This window comes from Borreliella kurtenbachii, assembly GCF_030437945.2.
In the GTDB taxonomy this organism is placed as follows: Bacteria; Spirochaetota; Spirochaetia; order Borreliales; family Borreliaceae; genus Borreliella; species Borreliella carolinensis.
The window spans coordinates 366,980-386,403 of the sequence record NZ_CP124058.1; the positions used below are offsets into that span (position 1 = coordinate 366,980).

Consider the following 19,424-nt stretch of genomic DNA (forward strand, 5'->3'; position numbering starts at 1 on the left):
ATTCCTAATGCAAAAATTAAAACTTGATTTTATTTCCATAATATAATATTTTAAAACTATGTTAAACTCACATCCTAAAAAAACACAAAGCCTTTACAGAGCAGGACTTGTTGTTTTGCAAATTCTTGAAAGCCTTTTAATTTTAGCATTATTATACCAAGCCATTAATAAATTAATTTTCATTAATAATTACTCCATAAAATTTATGCTAACATTTATCTTATATTCACCTGAATTTTTCATGACCAATTTAACAATTTATTACTTTATCTACGAAAAATTTAAAATTCTTCACAGCACCATAGTAATAACTAAAGTATTCCAAATAATATTAACATTATTATTATTCATCCTAGGATTTACTTTTAAAATATACGTCTACCAAACCTCTCTGGCCATACTTTTAGGAATTACAGTAGTTTACCTGGCATTTAATGCAACAATACTAGTACTAATTAAAGCAAAAATAAAAAACCTGGGGTAAAGCTTGATTATTATTCCTGTAGCCAGTGGTAAGGGGGGGGTTGGCAAATCCCTTTTCTCAACAAACATAGCAATTTGCCTGGCAAACGAAGGAAAAAGCGTATTACTTGTTGATCTTGACCTTGGGGCATCAAATTTGCATTCAATGCTAAACATTACGCCCAAAAAAAGCATAGGAACATTTTTAAAAACAAAGATTAATTTCTCAGATATCATTATTCAATCTGGAATTAAAAATCTAAACTTCATTGCAGGAGATTCTGACATTCCAGAACTTGCTAATATAGCTGCTTCTCAAAAAAAAACCATAATAAAAAATTTAAAATCTTTAAAATATGACTACTTAGTGATTGATCTTGGAGCAGGAACAGCTTTTAATATCATAGACTTTTTTTTAATGTCAAAAAGAGGAGTAATAGTAACAACACCAACAGTAACAGCCACAATGAATGCATATTTATTTCTTAAAAATATAATATTTAGACTGTTATCAAGCGTGTTTAAAAGAGGGACAAAAGGAAATGAAATTCTCATAACAATAAAACAAAATTCAATCGATCTTCAAAGGGTTTATATACCTAATTTGCTGTTAAAGCTTGAAAGCGAAGATCCTGAAAATTATTTTAAATTTAACAAATTGTTTAAGACAATTAGTCCTTTTATGATATTTAATATGCTAAAAGCTCCCAAAGACATTGAAAAAACCGAAAAAATAATAAAATCGGCAAAAAACTATTTAAGCATAAATTTACAAAGTATTGGAGCAATCTATAAAGATGAAATGGTTGATCAAGCTTTAAACAGCAAAATCCCCATCACTATATACAAGCCCACAAGCCCAACCTCTAAAAGTATAAAAAAAATTGCAAAAAAATTAATCGAAATTGAAGATTTAACAAATGATGCTGAGCTTTTAAACGAAGAAGATTTAAATGAAAGTTATGATTTTGTACTAAAAGAAGCTCAAGAAGAATACATTGAAAAAATTGAATACCTTGAATCGTTGATAAAAAACAAAACAATAGAAAGTAGTGAAATTATTGATATAATAAAATCTCAGAAAAGAGAAATCGAAACCTTAAGAAAACAAAATATGTTATTTAAAAAAAAGCTTTTTGAAAAGCTTGAAAAGACTAAGGAGGTCTAATGCCAAATTACATAAACTACCCAAGTTGGTTACATCCTGAAGTGATTCAAGGCATACCAATTACATGGTATAGCCTATCTTATATTTTAATCATAATAATCTCTTACAAGTTTATTTGGTATCAAATACAATCAGACAACATTGATATCAAAAAAGAAGATTATGAAACATTTATGTTCTCACTTGTACTTGGAGCAATTTTAGGAGGCAGATTGGCATCTACCTTGGTTTACGACAAATCGGGAATTTATTATTCTAATCCTTGGTTAATCCTTTTGCCATTCGACCAGCATTGGAATTTTACAGGCTTTAGAGGTATGGCTATCCATGGTGGTTTTTTGGGAGCAATAATTGCTCCTCTAATCGTAATAAATACAAAGCTTAAAAATACAAATGTTCAAAAATATTTTCTAAAACTAACAGACTACGGATCAATGGCTTTTTCTTCTGGATACATACTTGGAAGACTTGCTAATTTCGCAAATGCAGAACTTTATGGAAGAGTAATGAAAGGAGGAATAATATTCCCCAATGCAGAACCATTTGACACAAATATACCAGGTGTAAAAGAATTTGCATCATCAGTAGGGCTTGAACTTTCTCCTCATGACCTGCTAATCAACCTCCCAAGAATACCTTCTCAACTTATTGAAGGATTTTTCGAAGGGCCTGTAACTTTTCTGTTGCTATGGTTTTTATTTAGAAAAATCAAAAAATATGATGGATTTATTTTTGGTGTATATGTAATGCTTTACGCTTTTTTCAGATTCTTTATTGAATATTTAAGAGAGCCAGACAAAGAACTTGGATTTATAATAAACTACAAGCCAATTAAAAGTTTGTCTGAATTTTCTTTTTTAAACATATCAATGGGACAAATTCTCTCACTAACACTAATGCTATCGGGCTTAATCTGGATAATAGTAACTAAAAAAATTGCAGATAAAAAAATAAAAAATACTACCAATTTGGCATTCAAAAATTAAGAAAAGAGCAAGCCAATAAAATGAACGATGTTAATAATTATCAAAATATAAATTCAGTTATAATCTCTAAAAAAGAAATTGATGTTGGAGATCTCATAAAGCTTAAATCCATTTTTAACTTAATTCAAATCGTAAAATCTGAAAAAGCTTTATACAGCGAATATGTAAAACAAAATAATATTAAATTCGCTATTATTTATAATTATGAAAAACCAATAGATTTTTCAATAAACATTGCAAATGAATTAAAAAATGCAAACAAAATCCATTCTATTATAATTAGCAATGAAAAATTTGATGAAGAATATTTAAAACTTAATCACATTGAAATAATAAAAGATATAAACGAATTAGAATATAAACAAAGCTTAATACATCAAAAAAAGCTATTTTGCGACAATAAAAACACAACTCTGGATTTCTTTTTAAATTTATCAGAGCTCATAAAAGAAATAGTAATCATCACAAACACCAAAAATGAAATTATTTATATCAATGAAAAAGGCAGTAAAAATCTTGATCTTCCAATGAAAACCTCTGGAAATATAATAAAAGTAACCGACATAGATATCAGAGATTGGGAAAAATTAGAAAAAATAGATTTAAGTTACCGCACAAATTCTATTCCTGAATTTAAAAATATATTAATAACCGATTGTCTTTTAACTTTAAAAAATAACAAAAAACTACATGTAGATATATTTATTAGCACAATCGCTCAAAACAATATCGATAAATTAATAACAATTAAAGAAATATCAAACACTAATGAAATAGAAAACTATAAATACCTAGAAATTATTGATTCGCAAGACGAGATTCAAAATGCCAAAGAAATTGAAAAATTACTAGTAAACCATATGGATATTTACAAAAAAAAAAGAATATATTTGCTTAATTTAGACGTATCCCTAACAGCAGAATATGAATACAAAGAAGATCAAGAAAAGCTTAATATAAAAATACTTAAAATAATGTATTCAAAAATAATGTCATTATACTCTGAATATATTTTTAAACTAAAACACAACAATTTCGTAGTAATCATATGCACAAGTGGTGGTGAAAAGCAAATAATCTCAATTGCCCAAAAAATCAAAAAAACAATTGCATTGGCATTTAAAAAAGAAGATATTATTATATTTAAATTCAATATTGGAATAATAGAGGTAAATTTAAAAGAAAACTTAGAATTAAAAATCCCTAAATTAATGATGGCTACAAAAATATCATCGGAATACAAAGACTCTAATCCCACTATATACAAAGAAGAACTGCCAGAAGCAGTGATTTTGAAAAATCAAAACAAAATCTTTCAATATATACTCAAAGCAATAAAAAATGATTTTTTTACTCTTTATTATCAAAAAATAAATCCTCTTAAAAAGAACTTAAGGCCTAAAATAGAAATCTTGACAAGACTTTTTGACCACATGGGCAGGCCAATTCCAAACAATCAAATTTTTAACTTAATAGACAAATATAATTTAACTGTTGAGGTTGATACATTGGTGGTTAAAAAGGCTTTAAGAGAATACAAAAGCTTTGTGTCAAAAAATGGAATTCACATTTTCTCAATTAACATATCTCCTTATTCACTAAAATCCCAAAACTTTCGAATCTTTTTAAGAGATACTTTATTGAAAAGCCAAATCCCGCTTCAAAATATATGCTTGGAAATAACAGAAACTGGAATTCTTGAAAACTTTGAAATAATAAACAAATATTTTCAAGAATTAAAAAGTTTTGGAATCAAACTAGCACTTGATGACTTTGGAAGCGGACATACATCACTCTCATATATTAAAACACTACCAATAGATTTACTTAAAATAGACGGATCTTTCATAAAAGCAATAAACTTTAGTGAAATAGATTTTGTAATAATAAAATCTATTAAAAAAATAGCAGATACAAAAAATATAAAAATTATTGCCGAATTTGTGTATAATGAGGAAATACTAAAAAAAATAAATGAACTAGAAATAGACTATGGACAAGGATTTTTATGGCACAAACCAGAACCAATATAAATTCTAAAAAATTTGAAATCTAAAAATATACTTATGACTAAACTTTATTAAATTTCAACAAAAATTATTTTACATTGGAAAAGGAATAAAATTGATGGGGAAAAAAATAGCATTAATTGCGCATGATAAAAAAAAGGAAGATTTGGTAAATTTTGTAAAACAAAACTATCTCTTCTTTTCCAAATTCAAGCTTATTGCAACAGGAACAACGGGGTCTAAAATCCAACAAGCTACCGATCTTGCGATTATTAAATATAAATCGGGACCCATGGGGGGAGATCAGCAAATTGGAGCTGAGGTAGCTAAAGGAAATATCTTGGCTATATTTTTCTTTAGAGATCCCCTAACAAGCCAGCCTCACGAACCAGACGTGTCAGCTCTTATTAGGCTTTGCGATGTACATAAAATACCGCTTGCAACTAACTTAAAAACAGCAGAAATTTTAATAAAAGGACTTGAAAGCTTGATTTTAAAATAGGCTTTAATCTAGATTAAAGCCTAAAAAATTAAAAATATAAATTAATTCGTTAGCATAGGTGAAATTTTTTCAACACCTTCGATAATATAATTAACAGATTCAAGGAAAGTCTTGGCATCTAAATTATTCTCATCAACTGTAATTTCCAATTTTGAATCTTTAATATTAAGATCTTTAAAGGTGCCAACAAGATCACTTCGAGCACCATGTAAATTACTATTTATAATCTTTTTAAAGTCAGAGGTAATCCCAACAAAAATAAACGCTTCTTTTCCAGAGATATTAATTGGAGCTTCTCCTGCATAAATATTGTCATAAAAATAAACTATTAACTTTGCACCCTCTTTTGAAGGTATTGTTTGGAGGTGTCCATCTTCTTCAGAAAAATAAAAAACCTTTATATTTTCTCCCAAACTTTTTCGATCTTTTTTTGAATGAACTACTCCCATAGCATGAAAAACATGCCCAATAGTATGTTCATCTATTTTAGAATCATCAAGCTTAGAAGATTTATCTGCTTCTTCTTGCTCCTCAACATATTCATTTGAGCTGTCTTTTGAAGCACAAGCAATTATTAAAAAAAAGAAAAACAATAGCAAATAGTTTTTCAAAAAACCATTTTTATACATAAAAATTCTCCCTCATAATTTATTAATCATATTAAAATTAAAAGTAAGTTTACAATAAATAATTTATTTTGTACACACTTTAAAAACAATTAAAATGTTAAAATGAAACAGGAGGTCTTATTAATATGAAAAAACAAAATCCATGGATACGTTTAAATGAAGAAGAAAAAAATCAAATTTTCAATTTTTCTGAAAGTTACAAAAAATTTATAAGTAAATTTAAAACAGAAAGAGAAGTTACAGCCTATGCCTTAGATAAAGCAAAAAAATTGGGATTTGTAAACGCTGAGGAGAAACAAAATTTAATGCCCGGCGACAAAATTTTTTATACCTGTAGAGAAAAATCTGTTGCTTTTGCTATTATTGGTAAAAATCCTATTGAAAATGGAATGAATTTCATTGTTTCTCACACAGATTCACCAAGACTTGATGCAAAACCTTCACCAATCTCTGAAGAAAACGAACTTACATTTCTTAAAACCAACTATTATGGGGGAATAAAAAAATACCAATGGTTATCTACACCCCTTTCAATAAGAGGCGTGGTATTTTTAAAAAATGGAGAAAAGATTGAAATCAATATTGGTGACAATGAAAACGATCCTGTATTTATAATTCCCGACATTTTACCTCATCTTGATAGAAAAATACAAAGAAATAAAAAATCAGACGAAATTGTTGAGGGTGAAAATCTAAAAATTTTAATTGGAAGCCTGCCAATCGAAACAAAAGAAAAAGATAAAGTCAAAATGGCAACTTTGCAACTAATAAAAGAAAAATACAAAATAGAAGAAGAAGATTTCGTATCATCAGAAATTGAAATAGTGCCTGCAGGAACAGCAAAAGACGTTGGATTTGACAAAGCTTTAATTGGTGCTTACGGACAAGACGACAAAATATGCGTTTACACTTCGCTAGAATCCATATTTAATCTTGAAGAGATTCCAAACAAAACAGCCATTTGCTTTCTTGTAGATAAAGAAGAAATTGGTTCAACAGGTTCAACCGGACTAGACTCAAGATATCTTGAATATTTTGTTTCTGATATGATCTTTAAAATTAAAAAATCAGAATACAGCAATCTTCACGTACAAAAAGCTTTGTGGAATTCAAAAAGCATTTCTGCTGATGTTTGCGCAGCAATAAACCCGCTATTTAGCTCAGTTCATGACGAACAAAATGCTCCCCAACTTGGCTATGGAATACCCATAATGAAATACACAGGACATGGCGGAAAAAGTATGGCCAGCGATGCTGATGCTGAGCTTGTTTCTTATATTAGGCAATTATTAAATAAAAACAATATAGCCTGGCAAGTAGCAACACTTGGAAAAGTAGAAGAAGGCGGCGGCGGAACTGTTGCTAAATTCTTAGCTAGCTATGGAATAAGAACAATAGATATGGGACCTGCCGTTATAAGTATGCATTCTCCAATGGAAATAACTTCTAAATTTGATTTATACAATGCTTACTTAGCATATAAAGCCTTCTACAAGGAATAAAATTGCTATGGTAGATTTAGAAAAAACAAATAAAATCAAAGTAGCAGAGCATATTGTAGAATGCTTTGGAGGAATTAAAAATATTAAAAATATACAAAAAGATCTAACAAGAATAAAAATTTTAGTAGACAGCAATTCTTTAGTAAAAAGAGACGATTTAACAAAAAATGACAACATAATAGGAACTATCAAATCTAATGAACTTACAGAAGTTGTAATGAATTTTGAAATAATCGAAGATGTTTATAATAAAATTTTATATATGATGAATGATCAAAAATAATAAAGCCTCTACAGAGGCTTTATTTTATTGTCTAGCATCTCTCATATACTCAATAACAGATTTGGGCTCCAGCTCTTTATTCAAAATTTTGTATATAACGCTTAACAAACTATTAGAATTGAGATCACGATTTAATTGTTTAAAAAAGGAAAAAATTGATTTCGCAGCCAAAACTCCTTCTGGCAAATATCCAATTTTTTCAATATTGCTTATCAAATCATCTATACTAAAAAAGTTTTCTAAAATATTTTTGCTCACAATTTCATTGCCAAATCGTCTATTTCTCCCAAACATGCTTCTACAAGTAACATCTAAATCGCCAGAACCAGACAAAAATAAAAACGTTTCAATATTTCTTCCCCCAAGCTCAATTGCAATGTCCTTTATATTATTTAAGGATATTGAAAATAAAAATGATTCTGTATTGCTACCTATTAAATTAGGATAATTCAATTTATAAGCATCCAAAATTCCAAATGCAATCGCAAACACATTTTTTAAAGCTGCTGCTATTTGCACCCCAAAAACATCGTTGCTATAAAATAAAGAAATTGGGGTTTTACTAAATAAATTAATAAACAAATATGCATTTTCTCTATCATTGCTAGCCGCAACAAGCCCTGTTATCACGCCAAGCCCAACTTCCTCAGCATGACTTGGACCAACAATATAAGTAATTTCGTCTTTATATCCTCTCATAACTCTCTCGGCAGCTTCAACAACTGTCTGAGTTTTACCATCAAAAGTAATAAATCCTTTTGTAAGTATTGCTAGCTTTGGCTTTATCTTTAAAGAATGTAAAAATTGATCCAATTTTTTTAAAATATCAACAGTAAAAAGAGAGGGCGTTGCAATGAAAATATAATCAGACATTGTTACAACTTCAAACAAATCTGAACTTGCAACTAAATTTTTTGGCAATTTAATCCCCTTTAAATATTTGGCATTAACATTATCATTATTAATGCTATTCTTAACATCTTCTTCAAAAGCCCATAAAAAAATATTAAATTCAAATTTATCTGACAAAGACTTTGCAATAGCTGTTCCCCAAGCACCTGCTCCTATTACTGATATTTTCATAAATACTCCCTATAACCTTATAAAAACTCATATTTTATTGTTTCATCTAAATAGATTTTTATTTTACCAGAATTTTCAATTTTCTTAAAAAGAATTTCATCTATTAAAAGCTTTCCTAACTCTTTGAATATAAATTTTCTAACACTTTTTAAACTGTAACTCTTCCCATAAATCTTTGCTCGAATATAATCAACAACGCTTTTTTCAAAAAAAACATCGAATTTTCTATCTCTTAGTATCCTTGCAAAACAATCAAGTTCATTAAAAATGATTTTTTCAAAATCTAACTCATCAATAGATTTAAATACAAACACATGATCTATTAACTCTAAAAACTTATTAGAAAATCTCTTCTCTAATATAAAATTAAAATCATTTTCCCCCACCATTTTATTTTTAAAGCCAATACTATTAAGCTCCTTACTTTCAGCATTGACACTTATTACTATTAAACTTTCTGATAAACTCACACTTTTCCCAAGACCATCAAAAAGCTTGCCTGTTTTAAACCCTTCCAAAAAAAAATCAAAAACCCTTTTATCACATTTGTCAAAATCTGATAGGAAAATAATAGAATTAGAAGATTTGTTTAAAAATTTAAAAAATCTAGTAGATTCATAATACCCTTCATTGCTTAAAACAGGCCCAATCAATCTATCAAGAGAATTAAAATCACTATACTCACCCATGTTAAGACTAAACTTTGGAATTCTAAACTCTTGTGACAAAATATCTGTCAGCTTGCATTTTCCTGATCCAGAAGCACCAATAAAGGCAAATATACCAATAGTACTTCTGTTGGCAAGCAAATTGAATTTTAATAATTTAATATTTAATATCAAATCAAATATCAAGTTATCATGCATAATAAGTTCTTTTTTTATTCTATTTTCTAAATTAATTAACAATTCACTATCATACTCTTCAAAATTAAAAATATTAGCACCAACAATAGATTTAATCAGATCACAAACATCTTCTTTTGTTATAATCCTTTTTATGCTTTCAAGCTTAAACTTAGAACCCAATTCATCTAAAATATCAAAAGCTTTGTCTGGGAGAAATCTATCTTTAATATATTTTTGAGACATGAGAATGCAAGTCCGTATTGCCTCATCTGTATATTCCACATTATGATATTTCTCATAATCTTTTTTAATCTCCTGCAAAATATTATAAGCGTCTTCAAAATTAGGCTCTTTAAGCTCTATACTCTGAAACCTTCTCATTAAAGCCTTATCTTTTAAAAAAAATTTTCTATATTCATATTCTGTAGTAGCTCCAATAAATTTAATTTTCCCTAAAGTAAGAATGGGCTTCAACAAATTGGAAATATCCATACTACCAAATGAAGTAGCCCCTGCCCCTACTATCATATGGATTTCATCAATAAAAAGCATAACTTTTTTTCTTGAGTTTAAAAAATCTAAAACCCTATTCACCCTACTCTCAAGATCCCCCCTATATTTAGTGCCTGAAATAAGCCTGCCAATATCAAGAGAATAGATTTCATATCCTATTAAATCCTTTGGAACATTCTCTGTTTTTATCTTATATGCAAGACCTTGGATTAATACTGTTTTTCCAACACCAGGTTCTCCAAATAAAATAGGATTACTTTTGTGCTTTCTAAGTATCACCTGGATTAACCGAAATAATTCTCGATTTCTACCAATTAAAGGATTGTATTTTAAATCCAAAGTATCAATAACGTTTGTCAAAAAATTGCCAATAGAATCTTTACTTTCTAAGAAAATATTATTTTGATCCAACTTATCACGCTTATCATCAAAAATATGAAAGTCTCCTTTCTTTCCTGGCGCATTACTATGAATATATTCTGCAATTAATTCACTGTCGCCTGAGGCAGATTTAGTATTTAAAGCTAAATAATCATGAACTTCAATAAGTTTGTCAAAAATAGTTAAATTAAACCCTGAGCTAATCAGCGCATCTAAAATGCTATTTTTTCTTTTTTTGACAAGCACCCATAGTAAATCTTTTTCTTGTATTTTATAAGGTTTTTTATAAAAAAAAAGAACACTAATTATATCTTCATACAAATAATCCATACTAGAAACATAGTCTGGGATATAATTGACTCTTAAGGGAAGTTTACTAAAAAATTCTTCTAGTTGTTTATTAAGCTTATAAAAGTCAATTGCACATAAACTAAGTAGTTCTTTAACTTTATCGTTTTTAATAAGCCCATAAAAAATGTGCTCTTCTGTAAACACAAGATGCTTAGATTCCATGAAAAACAAAAAAGTGTTAAAAAATACACAATTTAAAGCTCTTCTATCATACATCCAAAATCAACTATAAAACAATTCGTAAAAATTTTTTTTTACCTACTCTTAATTCAACTTCATTGTTGTTAAAATCCTTTTTAGCAAGAAGATGATTCTGATTTTCTATCCTTTTGCCATTAATATAAACACCTCCAGAATCAATCAATCTTCTGCCTTCTGATTTGCTAGGCACAATTTTTGAATTTATCATTAAATCAACTAACAATACCTCTTCTTCCAAATTAGAAAAGCTAAATTTAAAAAATGGAATATTGCTTCTATCTCCACTTCCCCTAAATGCAGCAAAAGCTGCCTCTTGAACTTTCAAAGCTTCCGATTCTCCGTGAACAATTTTAGTTATCTCAAAAGCTAAAATCTCTTTGGCTTTATTTAAAGAATTCCCCTTAAAATTTGAAATTAATTCAATCTCATCTTCTTGTAAAAAAGTAAAAAGATACAAAAAAGTTTTTACATCAGAATCTGAAGTATTTCTAAAGTACTGATAAAAATCATAAATACTGTAAAGATTGGAATCAAGATAAACAGCACCTTTTTCTGATTTACCCATCTTTTTTCCATCACTTCTTGTAATTAATGGAAACGTAAGCCCAAAAGCTTCTGATCCAATTTTTTTTCTAATTAAGTCAACCCCTGAGATAATATTCCCCCATTGATCATCCCCACCAATTTGAAGTCGACAATTTTTAATTTTATTAAGCATATAATAATCATAAGACTGTAAAAGTTGATAATTAAACTCAATAAATGAAAGTCCAAAATCAAGCCTTCTTTTATAAGTTTCAAAGCTTAACATACGATTGACAGAAAAATGCATGCCAATATCTCTTAAAAATTCAATATAATTGAGATTATCTAGCCAATTTGAATTATAAATAAAGCATTCTGAAGTAAACTTGGTTATTCTTTGAAGTTGATTTTTTATCAACAAGGCATTATTGCTAATCTCTTCTGAAGATAAAATCTTTCTCATCTCGCTTTTTCCAGAAGGATCGCCTATTTTTGCTGTAGAATCTCCAATCAAAACAATTGGTATGTGACCATGTTGTCTAAGATGCATCATTGCTAAAAAGGGAATCAAATGGCCAATATGAAGAGAACTGGCTGTTGCATCAACTCCTACATAAAAAACTATTTTTTCTCTATCCATTAAATCACTTAAAACTTTTAAAGATGTACATTGCTTTAAAAATCCGCGTTTATGTAAAAGACTTAAAGCAAGATTCATTTATTAAAATCCTCTTTGTAATTTAAAATCTCTGTCTTAATGTATGAATATAAATCATTAATAAAAATTCTCTTCTGGGTCATACTATTTCTTTCTCTAACAGTAACTCTCTCATCCTCAAGAGTATCATAGTCTATTGTTACACAATAAGGAGTTCCTATTTCATCTTGACGTCTGTACCTTTTACCGATTGTTCCACCATCATCGTAAAATATATGAAAATCATCGCAAAGCTCCATATAAATCCTTCTAGCAACCTCAATAAGCTCAACTTTTTTAACAAGAGGAAATATAGCAATTTTGTAAGGAGCCAACTTGGGGTGTAAGCGCAAAACAATACGCTTGTCTCCATCTGAGAGCTCTTCCTCAGAATAAGCATCACAAAGAGTCATTAAAACAGACCTTGTAAGACCGGCAGAAGTTTCAATAACATAAGGCACATATTTCTCTTTTGTTAACAAATCATGATACTCAAATATTTTGGGCTTGTTAGAAAATTTAGCGTGCTGAGTTAAATCATAATTACCCCTATTATGAATACCTTCCACTTCCTGAAATCCAAAGGGAAATTCATACTCAATATCAAATGCGGCTTTTGCATAATGAGCAAGCTGAGTTGAATCATGAGCCTTAAATCTTAATCTATCAGGCCTAATTTTAAGAGTTTCTATAAAAAAATTCATTCTATTTTGCTGCCAATAACAAAACCACTCGTCTATTTGCTTGGGATGAACAAAAAACTGCATTTCCATTTGCTCAAACTCACAAGTTCTAAATATAAAATTTTTAGTAACTATCTCATTTCTAAACGCTTTACCTACCTGAGCAATTCCAAAAGGAATCTTAAGCCTTGAAGAATCCAAAACATTTCTAAAATTAACAAAAATTCCTTGCGCTGTTTCAGGTCTTAAATAAACTTCACTAGAACCATCCTCCAATGCTCCAATATGAGTCTTAAACATTAAATTAAAACTTCTTGGAGATGTAAAATTATTCCCAGCTTTGCAATTTGGACAATTTTTTGACAAATCAATAAAATCGGCTCTAAATCTACTTTTACAATCTTTGCAATCAACCATAGAATCCGAAAAACCATCAACATGCCCAGATGCTCTCCAAATTTCAGGACGCATAAAAATAGCACTATCTAAACCTACAATGTTTTCATGCAAATACACCATGCTCTTCCACCACTCTCTCTTTATATTTTTTTTAAGTTCAACTCCCAAAGGACCATAGTCCCAAGCTCCTGAAAGGCCTCCGTAAACCTCTGAAGACTGAAATACAAACCCTTTTCTTTTAGCAAGAGAAATAATATCTTCCATTCTAACCATAAAAATATCCTTAATAGCTATTCATTTATATTTATTCTTAAAAATTCCTGTGCTAATTTTATTCTTTCAAAAACTTTAACCCTACCTATCAACTTTAAAGAATCAAAAAGCGGCGGAGAGACTTTGCTGCCAAGCGCCGCAATTCTAATAGGAAGAAGAATTTCTCCCAATTTAAAACCATTACTCTCGGCAAAATCATAAAAAATTTTATCATTCTCTTCTGACGATCTTTTTTCAAATCCTTCTAAAATAGGCTTTATTAATTCTAAAATAGAACAAACCTCTTTGGCTGTTTTTTTTCTGCTTAAAAATTCATCTAAATTCCAAGATTTAATGTCTTCATAAAAAAATTTAGTCATATTTAAAGCATCACTTAATTTTTTAATTCTACTCTTTATAAGAGGAATTAATAACTTTAATTTTTGATTATCTTTTAAAGTACTAGGATTAGCAACATACCCTTTTTTTTGAAAAAAAGGAAGCAAAAGATTAAACAAATCTTCATCTTTTTTTTCTCTAATATAGTAGCTATTGAAAAAATCCAACTTATGATAATCAAAAATCGCAGGAGATTTATTGATCTTCTCAATTGAAAAAAATTGCTCAAGATCATTTTTTGAAAAAAATTCCCTCTTATCATCATAAGACCAACCAAGCAAAGTAACATAATTAATAATAGCTTCTGGAAGATACCCATCTTCAATAAACTGTTTTAAAGCTGTTGATCCATGTCTTTTGCTTAATTTTTGACCATCATTTCCCATAACCATTGAAAGATGACAATAAATAGGCGGCTTCCATTTAAAAGCCTTATAAAGAAGCACGTGCAACGGGCCTGAAGAAACCCATTCTTGAGCCCTTAATACATGGGTAATTTTCATTAAATAATCATCAACTACATTAGCAAGATGATAAGTCGGCAATCCATCTGACTTGAGAATTACAGGATCAGGACTAATGTCTTTATTTGCCCATGTAATTCTTCCAAGCAAAATATCATCAAAACTCGTATCTCCTTCTAAAGGAATTTTAAATCTAACAACGGGTTTGATTTTTTTAATTAGCGCATTCTCAATTTCGTCACTACTTAAATTTCTACAATGCCTATCATATCCAGGGGGCATCTTATTAATATTTTGAATTTTCTTAATCCTTTCAAGCCTTTCAGGACTGCAATAGCAATAATAAGCATGCCCAGATTCAATTAAATATTTAGCATATTGCTTATATATCTCACTTCTTTGAGACTGAACATAAGGTGCATAATCACCTCCTACAACAGGACCTTCATCAAAAGAAATACCAAGCCATTCAAGACTTGAATAAAGATCATTTTCAGCTTCTGGAGAATACCTATTCTGATCTGTATCCTCAATCCTAAGTAAAAATTTACCTCCACAAGACTTTGCAAAAAAATAATTAAACAAAGCTGTTCTAATCCCACCAATATGTTGCAAACCCGTTGGAGAAGGTGCATAACGAACCCTTATACTCAAAACGCAACTCCTTTAATAAAAAACATCTTTTTTAGAAAAATCATAAATATAATAAAAAACAACAAAAAATAAATTTGAACCAAGTAGTTTTGTATGTTTAGAATCTATCCTGTTTTTAAATTTATAATATCGATTTCTAATCTCAATTTTTTTGCTTTCAAGCAAATCAAAAGATGCTTTTGATTTGCGCAATAAATAATAGAAATAAATAGTAAAAATATCATTTTTCAAAAAGAACTTATCTAAAAAATTTACCAACTCTTTTAGCTTTGAATACTCTTCAAATGATAACATACTAAGAGCCTCACAATATTTCACCCACTTATTCCTACTGCACTTGTAATTTAAAATTAAACTAAAAGCCTTTTCTTTTTCTCTAAAGCTAATAAGAACAGAATAAAGCTCTATTATTGTCTTATGCCTTAATCTGGTGTCTTTTAAATAAAAATAAAGCTCATCAAGACTTTTTTTATCTTGTTTTATTAAAATAAATCTAAGAAGAATAGATATTTCAAAAACACTTTTAAGCTTTTTACGAACCATTTTAAGCTTTAAAAAAGTAAATGTATCTTCCATCCCATTTAAAATAAAATACAATCTTGAAAAAAAATATTGGGAATAAATAACATTAAAAACAATCACCAATAAAAAATAAATCACAATAAATTGGTAATTAAACAAAATGAAGCTTAATTTCATTTGAAATCTTAAAATTGCCAGAAAATAAATAAATAATCCAAGAAAAATAATATTAAAACCTAAGCGTATTTTCTCTACCATAAAAATCTCTTCAAAAAAGCTTAATTCAAAAATTGAGATATAATAAATACATTATACTAATAGATGGACAATTAATAAATAATATGGTATACATGGTTAATAGGGCTTAATTTCAAGGGAATAAATGCAAAATTTTGAAAGCATTATCAAAAATATAAAAAATTCATCATATTTAATAGACAAAGAATTCTTAGTTTGGCCTGAGAATGCATTTATTGGAGACAAAAACATTGAGCTTATTGAAAAATGGAATTTAAAGTCATACATTAAAGAGAGAAAAAATTTTTTCAGTGATGATTCTGTTAAAAGAGAATATGAAGAAATACACAAAAAATTCAACGAAGAGGCTATTTCTAGTTATCATGTAATAATAAGCAATTTAGAAGAAATCTACGAAAATTGCAAAAGAAATAAAAAAATATATTACCAAGACATTATGCCTACTGTAAAAAAAGTAATAGAGTTTTACAAAAAACAAAAAAAAATTTTTATCAAATATTTTAGAATTCCCAAGCTTTCTGCAAACTATCACATTATTCATTCAGTAAATACAGCTATCCTAACAGTAGCCCTTGGCAATGAAATGGGACTAAATAACTATAAAACAGTAGAACTTTGCAGTATTGCCCTTTTACACAAAATAGGATTTTTATTCATTCCAACAAAAATTAGCGAAAAAAAAGAAGCATTAACTAACGAAGAACTAGAAATAATAAAAAAATATCCCATAATAAGCTATAAAATAGCTTCAACAAGCAATTTGTCACGATCAATATGTTTGACACTTCTAACACATAAAGAAAATCTAGACGGAACTGGTTACCCTAAAGGATTAACAAGTGAAAACATCAGTATAGAATCAAATATAATAGGCGCTGCTAGCGCCTATTCTGCCATCATTTTAGATAAGGCATATAAAAAATCTTTTAATTCTGGGGCATCTATTATTGAATTAATTCAAGATGCTGACAAAAAATTTGATAAAAGAGTTTTGAAGTTAATAATCAATGCAATATCTTCTTGTCCTTTAGACTTTATTGTAGAGCTTAATGACAATTCTATAGCCAAAATAGTAGATATAGATGATTCTAACCCAAATCTCCCATACATAAACCATATAATAAAAAATGGAAAAGTTGTAAACAAAAATGAACACCATAGTGTTCAATCTATACCAAACACAAACACAGGAATAAAAAAAATACTCAATCAAAATGAAATAGAGCTAATTAAAAATAAATATTCTTTAATAGATATTATATAAAACATTTAAAAGGAGAAAAAATATGATTTTGATAATATCAGCTATGCAAGAAGAATCAGAAGAAATAAATAAAATACTTGATAACAAAGAAGAAATTGTACTAAACGACTACTTAGAAAATAAAAAAATTTATAAAGGAAAAATTTTAGGGAAAGATGTAATCTCTTTAACTACAGGAATTGGCAAAGTTAACGCAGCAATTTGGAGCAGTCAAATTATCTCTAAATATAAAATCACTCATATAATAAACTCTGGAAGTTCTGGGGGAATAAAAGAAAACTCTAACCTTAAAATATCAGATATTATAGTATCCTCAGAAACAGCATACTATGACTTTGACTTAACCAAGTTTGGACACAAAATAGGGCAAGTCCCCAATTTGCCACAAAAGTTTAAAGCAGATGAAGAATTAGTGAAAAAAGTAGTCAATATTAATGACAACAAACTTTTAAACATTGATACCCACATTGGCTTAATACTAACAGGAGATCGATTTGTTGACAATGAAAAAAATCTTGAAACAATTAAAAAAAATTTCAAAGATGCTTTAGCTGTAGATATGGAAGGAGCTGCAATAGCTCAAGTAGCGCACATATTTAAAATACCATTCATAATCATTCGTTCAATTTCTGATTTACCAAAAAATAAAGACAACCATATAGACTTTAATAAATTTTTAAAAACATCATCAATAAATTCAAGCAAAATGATAAAGGAACTTATTAGGCTAATATGAATAAAATAATAGCAGCTAACCAAACTTTAACTTCTGAGGCTGTATCTGAAGGACATCCAGATAAAATTGCAGATCAAATCTCTGATGCCATCCTTGATGAAATGCTAAAAGAAGATAAAAATGCAAAAGTAGCTTGCGAGGTCATAATTGCACAAAATTTAGTAGTAATAGCAGGAGAAATAAATAGTCCTGTTAAAAAAAACATAGATATAAAAGAAATTGCTAAGAACATCATCAAAGATATAGGCTATACAAATATTGATTATGGGCTTGATTACAAAACAATAACAGTAATAGACGCTGTTGGTAATCAATCGCGTGACATTGTAAACGCAATTGAAAAAAAAGGATCCAATACCCTTGGAGCAGGTGATCAGGGAATAATATTTGGATATGCCTGCGATGAAACAAAAAATTTTTTACCAGCTCCTTATGAACTTGCCAATTCAATTCTAAAAAAAGCTAGCAGTCTTAGAAAATCAGGAGCAATAAAATGGTTAAGGCCTGACTCAAAATCTCAAGTTACTATCGAATACGATAAAAACAGAAACCCTATAAAAATAAAAAATATTATAGTCTCTCATCAACACCATCCAAACATCTCCCAAGAACTAATACGACAAACAATAATTGAAGAAATTATCAAGCCCACCATTCAAGACAAATCAATGCTTGATGAAAATACTGTGTATTGCATTAATCCTTCCGGAAATTTTGTAATTGGAGGGCCTACTGGAGACACCGGTCTTACAGGAAGAAAAATTATTGCCGATAGCTATGGGGGATTTGCAAGACACGGAGGAGGAGCATACAGCGGAAAAGATGCCACAAAAGTAGACAGATCAGCTGCCTACATGGCAAGATATATTGCAAAAAATATGGTGGCAGCCGGAATTTCTAAAGAATTTGAACTACAGCTCGCATATGCAATTGGAATTGAAAATCCAATATCTATTCAAATAACCGAAGGGATAACTGATCCCCAATATGCAAACAAAATATTAAATTTTATTGTTAACAACTTCGATTTAACTCCCAGCGGTATAATTAAAAAATTAAAATTAAAACAACCCATATATCTTAAAACTTGCACTTATGGTCATTTTGGAAAAAATGAATTTGAATGGGAAAAATTAGATTTTGTAAAAAAAATACAAACAGTACTAAAAAAATGAAAAAAATAACAAGCTTTACAATAGATCACACAAAACTAAACCCTGGAATATATGTCTCAAGAAAAGACACTTTTGAAAATGTAATATTTACTACAATAGATATTAGAATCAAAGCTCCCAACATCGAACCGATAATTGAAAACGCAGCAATACACACAATAGAGCACATAGGAGCCACTTTGCTTAGAAACAATGAAGTTTGGGCCGAAAAAATAGTATATTTTGGTCCTATGGGATGCAGAACTGGTTTTTACTTAATAATTTTTGGAGACTATGAAAGCAAAGATCTTACTGACCTAGTATCATGGCTTTTTTCCGAAATCGTAAATTTTTCAGAGCCTATTCCGGGCGCAAGCGATAAGGAATGCGGAAATTACAAGGAACACAACCTTGATATGGCTAAATATGAATCTTCTAAATACTTGCAAATATTAAACAATATCAAAGAAGAAAATTTAAAATATCCTTAAGATCATAA

Annotated in this window: 18 protein-coding genes; 11 read left to right on the plus strand and 7 right to left on the minus strand. The window is 28.9% G+C overall.

Annotated features, from left to right (window positions below):
• Positions 1-163: 163 nt before the first annotated feature.
• The 5 genes from QIA22_RS02325 to mgsA all read left to right on the plus strand — a co-directional run bounded on the left by QIA22_RS02325 (position 164) and on the right by mgsA (position 5,127).
• Positions 164-484 (plus strand): hypothetical protein, encoded by a 321-nt coding sequence (locus QIA22_RS02325; protein WP_418456800.1) that lies wholly within the window; start codon positions 164-166, stop codon positions 482-484.
• 3 nt (positions 485-487) lie between these two features.
• The gene (locus tag QIA22_RS02330) at positions 488-1,630 is read left to right on the plus strand and encodes a MinD/ParA family protein (protein WP_301611553.1); all 1,143 of its coding nucleotides are present in this window, start codon (positions 488-490) and stop codon (positions 1,628-1,630) included.
• Positions 1,630-2,616 (plus strand): prolipoprotein diacylglyceryl transferase, encoded by a 987-nt coding sequence (lgt, locus tag QIA22_RS02335; RefSeq protein WP_301611554.1) that lies wholly within the window; start codon positions 1,630-1,632, stop codon positions 2,614-2,616. The genes QIA22_RS02330 and lgt overlap by 1 nt, the downstream gene beginning before the upstream one ends.
• 20 nt (positions 2,617-2,636) lie before the next feature.
• Positions 2,637-4,649 carry a cyclic di-GMP phosphodiesterase PdeA gene (gene pdeA / locus QIA22_RS02340; protein WP_301611555.1) on the plus strand — a complete coding sequence of 671 codons (2,013 nt, stop codon included), beginning with the start codon at positions 2,637-2,639 and terminating at the stop codon, positions 4,647-4,649.
• Between the two features lie 94 nt (positions 4,650-4,743).
• Positions 4,744-5,127 carry a methylglyoxal synthase gene (gene mgsA, locus QIA22_RS02345; protein ID WP_301611556.1) on the plus strand — a complete coding sequence of 128 codons (384 nt, stop codon included), beginning with the start codon at positions 4,744-4,746 and terminating at the stop codon, positions 5,125-5,127.
• A 41-nt stretch (positions 5,128-5,168) separates the two neighbouring features.
• Here mgsA and p22 read toward each other — a convergent pair whose 3' ends face one another.
• Positions 5,169-5,756: a lipoprotein P22 gene (gene p22 / locus QIA22_RS02350; protein WP_301611557.1), complete on the minus strand. Its 588-nt coding sequence runs from the start codon at positions 5,754-5,756 to the stop codon at positions 5,169-5,171.
• Positions 5,757-5,881: 125 nt separating this feature from the next.
• Here p22 and QIA22_RS02355 point away from each other — a divergent pair, with 125 nt between their 5' ends.
• Entirely contained in the window at positions 5,882-7,258 is a 1,377-nt protein-coding gene (locus QIA22_RS02355) for an aminopeptidase (RefSeq protein ID WP_301611558.1), read from the plus strand.
• 7 nt (positions 7,259-7,265) lie between these two features.
• Positions 7,266-7,541: a PTS sugar transporter subunit IIB gene (locus tag QIA22_RS02360; RefSeq protein WP_301611559.1), complete on the plus strand. Its 276-nt coding sequence runs from the start codon at positions 7,266-7,268 to the stop codon at positions 7,539-7,541.
• A gap of 24 nt (positions 7,542-7,565) precedes the next feature.
• On the opposite strand, the gene QIA22_RS02365 is transcribed toward QIA22_RS02360, so the two are convergent.
• Genes QIA22_RS02365 through QIA22_RS02390 form a run of 6 tightly spaced genes read right to left on the minus strand, consistent with a single transcriptional unit; the run spans position 7,566 to position 15,771 of the window.
• Complete coding sequence (locus tag QIA22_RS02365; RefSeq protein WP_301611560.1) at positions 7,566-8,624, minus strand: NAD(P)H-dependent glycerol-3-phosphate dehydrogenase; 1,059 nt, start codon at positions 8,622-8,624, stop codon at positions 7,566-7,568.
• Between the two features lie 17 nt (positions 8,625-8,641).
• Positions 8,642-10,933, minus strand: a complete 2,292-nt coding sequence (locus QIA22_RS02370) for an AAA family ATPase (RefSeq protein ID WP_301611561.1) — start codon at positions 10,931-10,933, stop codon at positions 8,642-8,644.
• 10 nt (positions 10,934-10,943) lie between these two features.
• Complete coding sequence (tyrS, locus tag QIA22_RS02375) at positions 10,944-12,161, minus strand: tyrosine--tRNA ligase (RefSeq protein ID WP_301611562.1); 1,218 nt, start codon at positions 12,159-12,161, stop codon at positions 10,944-10,946.
• Complete coding sequence (locus QIA22_RS02380) at positions 12,158-13,495, minus strand: glycine--tRNA ligase (RefSeq protein ID WP_301611563.1); 1,338 nt, start codon at positions 13,493-13,495, stop codon at positions 12,158-12,160. Before QIA22_RS02380 ends, tyrS begins: the two co-directional genes overlap by 4 nt.
• Before the next feature lie 17 nt (positions 13,496-13,512).
• A complete protein-coding gene (gltX, locus tag QIA22_RS02385; RefSeq protein WP_301611564.1) occupies positions 13,513-14,991 on the minus strand; it encodes a glutamate--tRNA ligase in 1,479 nt (492 codons plus the stop codon).
• Between the two features lie 12 nt (positions 14,992-15,003).
• Positions 15,004-15,771 (minus strand): hypothetical protein, encoded by a 768-nt coding sequence (locus QIA22_RS02390; protein ID WP_301611565.1) that lies wholly within the window; start codon positions 15,769-15,771, stop codon positions 15,004-15,006.
• A gap of 124 nt (positions 15,772-15,895) precedes the next feature.
• Between QIA22_RS02390 and pdeB the strand changes: the two genes are divergently transcribed.
• From pdeB to QIA22_RS02410, 4 genes are read left to right on the plus strand one after another with little or no spacing between them, the layout of a single operon-like run.
• On the plus strand, positions 15,896-17,035 hold the full coding sequence (gene pdeB, locus QIA22_RS02395; RefSeq protein WP_301611566.1) for a cyclic di-GMP phosphodiesterase PdeB: 1,140 nt from the start codon (positions 15,896-15,898) through the stop codon (positions 17,033-17,035).
• Between the two features lie 22 nt (positions 17,036-17,057).
• Positions 17,058-17,771 (plus strand): 5'-methylthioadenosine/adenosylhomocysteine nucleosidase, encoded by a 714-nt coding sequence (locus QIA22_RS02400; RefSeq protein ID WP_301611567.1) that lies wholly within the window; start codon positions 17,058-17,060, stop codon positions 17,769-17,771.
• Positions 17,768-18,946, plus strand: coding sequence for a methionine adenosyltransferase (gene metK / locus QIA22_RS02405; protein ID WP_301611568.1), 1,179 nt, complete (start codon positions 17,768-17,770; stop codon positions 18,944-18,946). Before QIA22_RS02400 ends, metK begins: the two co-directional genes overlap by 4 nt.
• Entirely contained in the window at positions 18,943-19,416 is a 474-nt protein-coding gene (locus tag QIA22_RS02410; protein ID WP_301611569.1) for an S-ribosylhomocysteine lyase, read from the plus strand. The genes metK and QIA22_RS02410 overlap by 4 nt, the downstream gene beginning before the upstream one ends.
• Positions 19,417-19,424: the final 8 nt, after the last annotated feature.